This is a genomic window from Aeromonas molluscorum 848 (assembly GCF_000388115.1).
Classification (GTDB): Bacteria; Pseudomonadota; Gammaproteobacteria; order Enterobacterales; family Aeromonadaceae; genus Aeromonas; species Aeromonas molluscorum.
This window is the reverse complement of sequence record NZ_AQGQ01000164.1, coordinates 1-8,790: the sequence shown is the minus strand read 5'-3', so window position 1 is coordinate 8,790 and position 8,790 is coordinate 1. Positions and strand designations below refer to the sequence as shown.

Below are 8,790 nucleotides of genomic sequence, written 5' to 3'. Positions count from 1 at the left end.
TGGCAGAGCCCCAGCTAAGTGCCGCGTTCGGCCTCAGGGATGGCAGGATGCAGCTTGGTAAAGCCCTTGACGTGCGCCTCGTAGACCAGGGTGTGCTGCGCAGAGATGACGGGCTTGGTCACGCCCTGCCAATCAAAATCATCCTGGACCACCACCGACTTGGCCTGCATGGCCGCGCTGTCCCCCTCATAAGCGTCGGCATCCCAACGCAGCGGGCGGGAGATCGCGCGTGCATAGGGGTCGATCAACAGCTTGTCGCCATCAAACAGCAGGCCATCCATGGGCTCGCCATAGACGCGGTAACCGTAACGCTGACCCGCCCGGATGCCATGCACGTGGCCGAAGCTGTATTGGCCCCGCCGCCCAGGCAGCACCAGGCGCGCCGTCTCCACCTCCTGCTCGTCATAGAGGCAGAGTTCGACTCGCTGCGCCTGTGGCGCCCAGACACAGAACTGGCAACCCGTCTCATCCAGCCAGGCGCCGAGGCGCAGGCCTGTTCCTTTCTCGATATTGAGCATCAAGACTCCTGTTTGATGAACAAGGTCGCGAGCGGAGGCAAGTCCAGCACTATGGAGTGGCTCATGCCCTGCCAGGGGGTCGGCTCGGCGACAAAACCCAAGCCCACATCATAGTTGCTGCCCCAGTAATGCTCACTGTCAGTGTTGAGCAACACCCGGTAACGCCCCTCCCCCGGCACGCCAAGCCGATAAGTCAGGCGCGGCACTGGGGTGAAATTGCTGGCAATCAGTACCGACCTGCCGCCACTCAGATCGGCGCGCAGCCAGGCCAGTATGCTGTTGTCGGCGTCGTTGTGATCCAGCCAGCAAAAGCCTTGGCGCTCGTGATCCGCCTCAAACAACGCAGACTCGCTGCGATAAAGCTGGTTGAGATCGCGGATGAGTCGTTGCTGACCCGCATGTTTGGGGAACTGCAGCAGGTGCCAAGGCAACTGGGCATCGTGATTCCACTCGCTGCTCTGGGCGATTTCGGTGCCCATGAAGTTGAGCTTCTTGCCCGGATGACCGTACATGTACCCCATGTAGGCACGCAGGTTGGCGGCTTGCTGCCACTCGTCGCCGGGCATCTTGTAAAGCAGGGAGTGTTTACCGTGCACCACCTCGTCATGGGAGAGCGGCAGTATGAAGTTCTCGTCATAGTGATACACCATGGCGAAGGTCATCTCGTTGTGATGATAGCGCCGGTGGATCGGCTCTTTTTGCATGTAGCTCAGGGTGTCGTGCATCCAGCCCATGTTCCACTTAAAGCCAAATCCCAGGCCGTCGAGGAAGGTGGGTCGGGAGACACCCGCAAAGGCGGTGGACTCCTCGGCGATGGTCACGGCGTTGGGATACTGGCCGTAGACTGCCTCGTTGAACCACTTGAGCAGGCTGATCGCCTCGTAGTTGTGATTGCCGCCATCGACGTTGGGCACCCACTCCCCGGCATTGCGCGAATAATCCAGATAGAGCATGGAGGCGACCGCATCGACCCGCAGGCCATCGATGTGGAACTTGTCGAGCCAGTAGAGGGCGCTCGCCACCAGGAACTGGCGCACTGTGTCCCGGCCAAAATCATAGATGTAGGAGTTCCAGTCCGGGTGCCAGCCCCGGCGCGGATCCTCGTACTCGTAGAGCGGCGTGCCATCGAAACGGGCCAGACCGTGGGCATCGGACGGGAAGTGGGCCGGCACCCAATCCAGGATGACGCCAATCCCCGCCTGGTGGCAGGCATCGACGAAGAACTTGAAGTCATCGGCACTGCCAAACCGGCTGGTCGGCGAGAACATACCCACCGGCTGGTAACCCCAGGAGCCGCTGAATGGATGCTCCGAGACCGGCAGCAGTTCGATGTGGGTGTAACCCATCTCGGTGACATAGGAAACCAGCTCCTCGGCCAGTTCGCACCAGCTCAGGCTGTCGCCATTGGGGTGCCGCTTCCAGGAACCGACATGCAGCTCGTAGATGGAGAGCGCCTGCTCGCGCTTGTCACCGCCACAGCGAGCTTGCCAGTCGCCGTCTTGCCACTGGTACTGCTCATGGTCGTAGACCACGGAAGCGAACGAGGGATACTGCTCGCAGTAGAAGCCAACCGGATCGCTCTTGTGCGGCAAGCGATTGCCCGCGAGATCCTTGAGCTCGAACTTGTAGCGTGCCCCGGCCTGCATACCGGGCACGAACAGCACCCAGTGACCGCACAGGCTGCGCTGCATGGGGTGACGGCGACCATCCCACAAGTTGAAGTCACCGATGAGGCTCACCGCGGTGGCACTCGGGGCGTAGACGGCGAAACGCACCCCGCAAATAACCTGGCCAAGGTGAGTGATGGTGGTGAGCTGGGCCCCCAGGGTCTGATAGAGATGCTCGGGCGCTGCGGTCAGTTCGGCAAGGCCGCTCCAGGCGGCATCCTGACACTGATAGGGATCGATGATGTCGTGGCTGGCATCGGGATAGCGGGCGATAAGCTGATAGGGAAAGGGGAGCTTGCGGCGGGTGAAAACAGTTTCAAAAAGACCCGATGGGTCACTGGGAGTCAGAGTGGCGACCAATTTGCCCGACTTGAGATCCTTGACGCCGACCTCGATGGCGTCAGGCAACCAGGCCCTCAACCTCAGACCGGGTCCGTCCGGATTGGCACAGAGGCCTAAGTGAGAGAAGGGATCGGCACAACGGGCCGCAGCCAAGCGTTCAACGAGCATAGGGACATCCTTTCATAGCAGAGCATCCGCCCGGGCCAGGGCCCGAGCGGATGTGAGCGAGTCATGGGAAAACGACTCAACGACTGGCCTCATCGCGGGCCTGGCTCATACGAGCTGCCAGCGCCTTGAGCGACTCTCTCTCGAACAGATCTTCCAGATCCGCCGACAGCTTGCGACGCCAGTTCGGGTATTCGTAGCTGGTACCGGGTACATTGACCGGTTTGTCCATCTCCAGCCAATCTTCCAGCTGGGTACTGAACAGGGCACAGCTGCCACGGGACATGTGGATCTGCAAACCATGATTCAGCTCGGTATTCATACCGACCCAATTGACGTCATGACTGACATTGGGGGAGATGACCCCATGGCCATGCAGGCTGTCGAGAATGCACTGTTTGGCCTGGTGGCGATCCGCATACAGGGTCTTGAGTACCGCCTCGTCCGGGTAGAGCCCCAACTCCTTGCCCAGCGCCAGATCATCACAATGCCAGAACCCCTTGAGGGTCGGCATGTCGTGGGTGGTCAAGGCCGACATCGCCTGTTCGGTGTAGTGGGCCGGAGAGATATAGCCACCATCATCCTTGGAGCGCTCGAAGAAGAACACCTTGTAGGAGTGGACACCATTCTCTTTGAGAGTCACATCGATACCTTGCGGCACTGTGCCGAGATCTTCCCCTATCAGCAGGCACTGATTGCGGTGGGACTCCAGCGCCAGTATGCCAAGCAGGTCATCGACCGGGTAGTAGATGTAGGCCCCTTTGGCGGCGGAAGCTCCGGGCGGTACCCACCACAACCGCAGCAAGGCCATGACGTGGTCGATGCGCAGCGCGCCGCACGAACGCATGTTGGCCCTGAACATATCCACCATGGGTTGATAGGCAGCTTCAAAGAGCTGGTTCGGGTTCATGGGGGGCAGGCCCCAGTTCTGACCGAGCGGCCCCAGGATATCGGGCGGCGCCCCCACAGACGCTTTCGGGCAATAGAGTTCACGGTTGGCCCAGATCTCGGTCGAGCCTTCGGAAACACCCACCGCCAGATCCCGGTAGATCCCCATCACCATGCCAGCGGCCTTGGCACGGGCGTCGGCAGCGGCAAGCTGCTCATCGGCCAGGAATTGCAGATAGAGATAGAAGTTCACCTCTTGGCTGTGGGCGGCCACCCAAGCGGCCACCTCTGCATTGTGGTAATCCTGCAAGGCCTCGGGCCAGACTGGCCAACCCCAGGCATTCTGGCCTTCGGCATAGAGGCTCGCCTGGATGGCATCGAAGCTCGCCTGCTGCTGCAGACTGTCACCACCGGCTGCGACAAAGGCGTCGAACGCAGCGAGACGTGCACCGCTCAACGGGCGCTGGTCGAACACCTTGCGCAGCATAGGCAGCTTGATGGCGGTGACGCCGCTGTAGTCCACATACTCTTTGGCGCGCAACAAGGTGAGTTGCTGCTGGAAAGAGGGCGAAGCAACCTCGGCCTTCAGGTCAGCATTAGCTTGAAACTCAGGCACAGCCTCCACATCGATGTAGATGAGATTCAACCAGCGACGGGAAGAGGGGCTATAAGGACTGGCACTCTCCGGATTGGCTGGGTAGAGGGCATGGATAGGATTGAGGCCGACAAAGTGTGCGCCCCAGCCAGCCACTCGCTCGACCAGCAGGCCAAGATCGCTGAAATCGCCAATGCCCCAGTTGGTACGACTGCGCAGGCAATAGAGCTGCACGCTCGGTCCCCACACCTTGCGACCCTGAGCGATGGGCGCCTGTTTGTAGCATGCCTTGGGCGCGACGATGAGCCGCATGCTGGCCAAGGGTTCGTCATTGCCCTCCTCGAGCAGCACCAACTGGTGATAACCCAGACCCGGGGCAGCATCCAGAGTGACGCGGTAGGCCTGACACTCCATCTCCTCGAATTCGGCCACACCGACCAGCTCGCCCTCGACCGGCGTGAGCTGACCGGACAACTCGCCCCCCTGCTCCACCGAAAGCGCCCAGATGAGGCTGTCATTGACAAAATCGATGGGCAGGCGGATTTCGAGGCTGACAGGCTCGCCGTCACGCACCACCATCACAGGATCCAGAGCGCGCAACCAGTGTTGGCGATACTCCTGTTCCAGCTGGGCGGTGAGCATCGCTTCGTCATCGACCTGGTAGCCCATGGCCCCCAGCATGGCAGCCTTGCTCTCTTGGGATACCTGGGCCGGCTGGCCCCAGGCATCAACATACTCGCTGGCAATGCCTTTGGCGGCAGCCAGCTGTTCTATCAGGGTGGTCATAGTTTGAGAATTCCCGCTGTGGATTCTGTCTATACTATTTTGTTTAGTTTTTATGGGTCTTACTGGCGGACTGGCTCTTTGGCCACGCCAAACCGCCGCCATTTTTACACATCTGACCTGGGGGTTGTGTGACAGAGTAGGCACTATTTGGGTTATCTCTTTCGACAAAAACTGGTAGTCAGTTACATAAACAGAAAATAAATTTCACAGTTTTTCATGATATAGCGCAATTTCGCGCAGATTGTTGGTTGACTCACCGGTGAGTTCTAGTAAATTTACAAACGGAATTTTCTTTGACTACTGAACAGTTAGGTAACCAATTATGACTATCAAAGTAGGTATTAACGGTTTTGGCCGTATCGGCCGTTTCGTCTTCCGTCTGGCCGCTGAGCGTGCTGACATCGAAGTGGTTGGCATCAACGACCTGATCGACGTTGACTACATGGCTTACATGTTGAAGTACGACTCCACTCACGGCCGTTTCAATGGCACCGTTGAAGTCAAAGACGGCAACCTGGTTGTTAACGGTAAAACTGTACGTGTTACCGCTGAACGTGACCCGGCTAACCTGAAATGGGATGCCATCGGTGTTGACGTTGTTGCCGAAGCTACCGGTCTGTTCCTGGACGACGCCACTGCTCGTAAGCACATCGCTGCCGGTGCCAAGAAAGTCGTTCTGACTGGCCCGTCCAAAGACGCGACTCCTATGTTCGTCATGGGTGTTAACGACGCGACCTACGCTGGCCAGGACATCGTTTCCAACGCTTCCTGCACCACCAACTGCCTGGCCCCGATCGCCAAGGTTCTGAACGATACCTTCGGTATCGAATCCGGCCTGATGACCACCGTCCACGCTACCACTGCTACCCAGAAGACCGTTGATGGTCCGTCTGCTAAAGACTGGCGCGGTGGCCGCGGTGCGGCTCAGAACATCATCCCGTCCTCTACCGGTGCTGCCAAGGCTGTTGGCGTTGTTATCCCGGAACTGAACGGCAAACTGACCGGCATGGCGTTCCGTGTACCGACTCCGGACGTGTCCGTTGTTGACCTGACCGTTAACCTGAAGAAAGCTGCCACCTACGCAGAAATCTGCGCAGCGATGAAAGCCGCCTCCGAAGGTTCCATGAAGGGCGTGCTGGGCTACACCGAAGATCAAGTGGTTTCCACCGACTTCCTGGGTGAGCGTCAGACTTCCGTATTCGATGCCAAAGCAGGTATCGCACTGAACGACAAATTCGTTAAAGTTGTATCCTGGTACGACAACGAAATGGGCTACTCCAGCAAGGTTCTGGACCTGATCGCTCACATCTCCAAGTAATTTGGGATGCGCAATCACGTAGCGTAAAAAAGGCGGCCATTGGCCGCCTTTTTTGTTATTGGCACATTGTTGTTTGGCCGTCGAATCCTCGTCGGATCCTCAAGGAGTCTCCATGCAATCCCTTCGTTCCCTGACTGCCAGCTGCCAGCTTGGCGTCAACCAAACCGGCCTGCCCCTGCTCTATATCGACAATGGGGTCGCCAAGGCCGAGATCAGCCTGTTTGGCGGCCATGTGTTGCGCTATCAACGCCATGGTGAGCCAGCGTCGCTCTGGCTAAGCGACAAGGCCGTCCTCGACGGCAGCAAGCCCATCCGTGGCGGCATTCCCGTCTGCTGGCCCTGGTTTGGCCCCTCCCCCGCCCGGGTGGGTAGTGGCAAGCCAGCTCATGGCTTCGCCCGCACCAGCCTCTGGACGCTGGATGGCGTCAGCGATCACGAAGATGGCACCCTGGTGCATCTCTCCCTGACGGACAACGATGCCACATTGGCGATCTGGCCTCACCCCTTCGAGCTGGAACTGGATGTACTGGTCGGCCGTGAGCTCTCCCTGGTGCTGACTACTCGCAACACAGGAGCAGACCCCATCGTCTATAACGCCGCCCTGCACACCTACTTGCAGGTGAGCGCCCCTGAGGCCATTGAGATACAAGGATTAGGCGAACCCTATCTGGACAAGCTGAGTGGCCAGCAAGCGTGCCAACAGGGCTCTGTCGTCCTCAATGCGGCCATGGATCGCATCTATCAGGCTCCCGAAGCCCTGATTGAAGTACAAGATGGTGATCGCAGCAGCCGGGTCATCAGTGGCAATCATGACAGCATAGTGGTCTGGAATCCCTGGGCGGAAGGCGCCGCCGCCATGGCCGACATGAGCGATGATGGCTATACCACCATGTTCTGTGTTGAGGCCGCCATCACGGCCGATGCCGGTGTAACCATAGCTGCGGATGAAGAACACAGCTTCTCGACCGTGATCTGCTAAGGCTCATGCGATAAAAAGAGGGCACCCTGGGGTGCCCTCTTTTCTATGCGCTTTCTGATATGCCCTTGCCTTGCGGCCAGAGACGCTGAGCCGATCAGGCGTTGCCCTGAACCTTTAACTTGAGTTCGGCGGCAAAATCCAACATGCGATCGAGCGGGATCAACGCCTTGATGCGCAGTGCCTCATCGACCAATATCTCGTGCTGCTCGGCACCATCGCTGAGCGCGTCCTTGATCGCCGCCAGGCCGTTCATCGCCATCCAGGGACAATGGGCGCAGCTGCGACAGGTCGCGCCATCGCCACCGGTCGGAGCCTCGACCATCTCCTTGTCCGGACAAGCCTGTTGCATCTTGTAGAAGATGCCGCGGTCGGTCGCCACTATCAGTTTTTTCTGAGGCAAGTCGCGAGCCGCCTTGATCAGCTGACTGGTCGAGCCGACCGCGTCGGCCAATTCGATAACCGAGGCCGGGGATTCAGGATGCACCAGCACAGCCGCATCCGGGTTCTGGGTCTTGAGCTCGCGCAGTGCGCTGGCCTTGAACTCGTCATGGACGATGCAGTGGCCCTGCCAGCGCAACATCTGGGCGCCAGTCTTCTTCTCGATATAGGCGCCAAGGTGCCTGTCCGGGCCCCAGATGATCTTGTGGCCCTGGCTGTCGAGATGCTCGACGATTTCGAGCGCAATGCTGGAGGTCACCACCCAGTCTGCCCGCGCCTTGACCGCCGCCGAGGTGTTGGCGTAGACGACGACGATGTGATCCGGATTGGCATCACAGAAAGCGGAGAACTGCTCAATCGGGCAACCCAGATCGAGGGAACACTCAGCCTTCAGGGTCGGCATCAACACCTGTTTGTGAGGGCTCAGGATCTTGGAGGTTTCCCCCATGAAGCGCACGCCCGCCACTATCAGGGTCTGGGCTTCGTGATCCCGGCCAAAACGGGCCATCTCCAGGGAGTCACCGACGAAGCCACCCGTGGTTTCGGCCAGGGCCTGGATCTCGGGATCCGTGTAGTAGTGGGCGATCAGCACAGCCTTGCGCTCAGTTAGCAGCGCCTTGATCTCCTCAATGAAGCGGCTCTTCTCGGCCTGGCTCAAGGGGACGGGTTTGGCCGGGAAGGGGTAATCCATCTCAACCGCGGGAGGGATACTGCTCAGTGCATTGCTCATTGCGACTGTTCCATCAGGGCTTGGAAAGGCCAAAATTATAACCAGAAGCCGGCCACAAACCCATCAACAAATCACAATCCCGAGCAGAGGGCTCAAGCGTACCCACAACAAAAAGGCCCGCACTTTCGTGCGGGCCTTTTTATCTGACCATCTTGCTGGTCGGGAATATGGTGGTCGTTACTGGGCTCGAACCAGTGACCCCCTCCTTGTAAGGGAGGTGCTCTCCCAGCTGAGCTAAACGACCTGGGAAACTGTCCATCTCAGCGATGGGAAATTATGGTGGGCGTGCTGGATTCGAACCAGCGACCAATTGATTAAAAGTCCAACTGCTCTACCGACTGAGCTAACGGCCCATCTAACTCAT

5 protein-coding genes, 2 tRNA genes and 1 pseudogene are annotated in these 8,790 nt (G+C 58.9%); 2 read left to right on the top strand and 6 right to left on the bottom strand.

Going from position 1 to position 8,790, the window contains the following annotated elements; all coding sequences use genetic code 11:
* Positions 1-17 precede the first annotated feature (17 nt).
* The 3 genes and pseudogenes from G113_RS16925 to malQ form a co-directional block, all read right to left on the bottom strand.
* Positions 18-518, bottom strand: a pseudogene (locus G113_RS16925) (glycogen debranching protein GlgX); the annotation flags it as partial.
* A complete protein-coding gene (glgB, locus tag G113_RS16920; RefSeq protein WP_005907648.1) occupies positions 518-2,695 on the bottom strand; it encodes a 1,4-alpha-glucan branching protein GlgB in 2,178 nt (725 codons plus the stop codon). The pseudogene G113_RS16925 and the gene glgB, both read right to left, overlap by 1 nt.
* A 76-nt stretch (positions 2,696-2,771) precedes the next feature.
* Entirely contained in the window at positions 2,772-4,961 is a 2,190-nt protein-coding gene (gene malQ / locus G113_RS16915) for a 4-alpha-glucanotransferase (RefSeq protein ID WP_005907646.1), read from the bottom strand.
* 322 nt (positions 4,962-5,283) lie between these two features.
* Between malQ and gap the strand changes: the two genes are divergently transcribed.
* Together gap and G113_RS16905 are read left to right on the top strand one after the other, a co-directional pair.
* The gene (gene gap / locus G113_RS16910; protein ID WP_005313250.1) at positions 5,284-6,279 is read left to right on the top strand and encodes a type I glyceraldehyde-3-phosphate dehydrogenase; all 996 of its coding nucleotides are present in this window, start codon (positions 5,284-5,286) and stop codon (positions 6,277-6,279) included.
* A 112-nt stretch (positions 6,280-6,391) separates the two neighbouring features.
* Positions 6,392-7,258: a D-hexose-6-phosphate mutarotase gene (locus G113_RS16905; RefSeq protein WP_005907644.1), complete on the top strand. Its 867-nt coding sequence runs from the start codon at positions 6,392-6,394 to the stop codon at positions 7,256-7,258.
* Positions 7,259-7,352: 94 nt separating this feature from the next.
* On the opposite strand, the gene nadA is transcribed toward G113_RS16905, so the two are convergent.
* From nadA to G113_RS16890, 3 genes are all read right to left on the bottom strand, one after another.
* Entirely contained in the window at positions 7,353-8,426 is a 1,074-nt protein-coding gene (nadA, locus tag G113_RS16900) for a quinolinate synthase NadA (RefSeq protein ID WP_005907643.1), read from the bottom strand.
* A 168-nt stretch (positions 8,427-8,594) separates the two neighbouring features.
* Positions 8,595-8,670: transfer RNA gene (locus G113_RS16895), tRNA-Val, on the bottom strand.
* 33 nt (positions 8,671-8,703) lie between these two features.
* Positions 8,704-8,779, bottom strand: a tRNA-Lys gene (locus G113_RS16890).
* Positions 8,780-8,790 lie beyond the last annotated feature (11 nt).

Coding starts and splice junctions, on each gene's coding strand:
- G113_RS16905 (WP_005907644.1), top strand. CDS start 6,392: ATGCAATCCCTTCGTTCCCTGACTGCCAGCTGCCAGCTTGGCGTCAAC.
- gap (WP_005313250.1), top strand. CDS start 5,284: ATGACTATCAAAGTAGGTATTAACGGTTTTGGCCGTATCGGCCGTTTC.
- malQ (WP_005907646.1), bottom strand. CDS start 4,961: ATGACCACCCTGATAGAACAGCTGGCTGCCGCCAAAGGCATTGCCAGC.
- glgB (WP_005907648.1), bottom strand. CDS start 2,695: ATGCTCGTTGAACGCTTGGCTGCGGCCCGTTGTGCCGATCCCTTCTCT.
- nadA (WP_005907643.1), bottom strand. CDS start 8,426: ATGAGCAATGCACTGAGCAGTATCCCTCCCGCGGTTGAGATGGATTAC.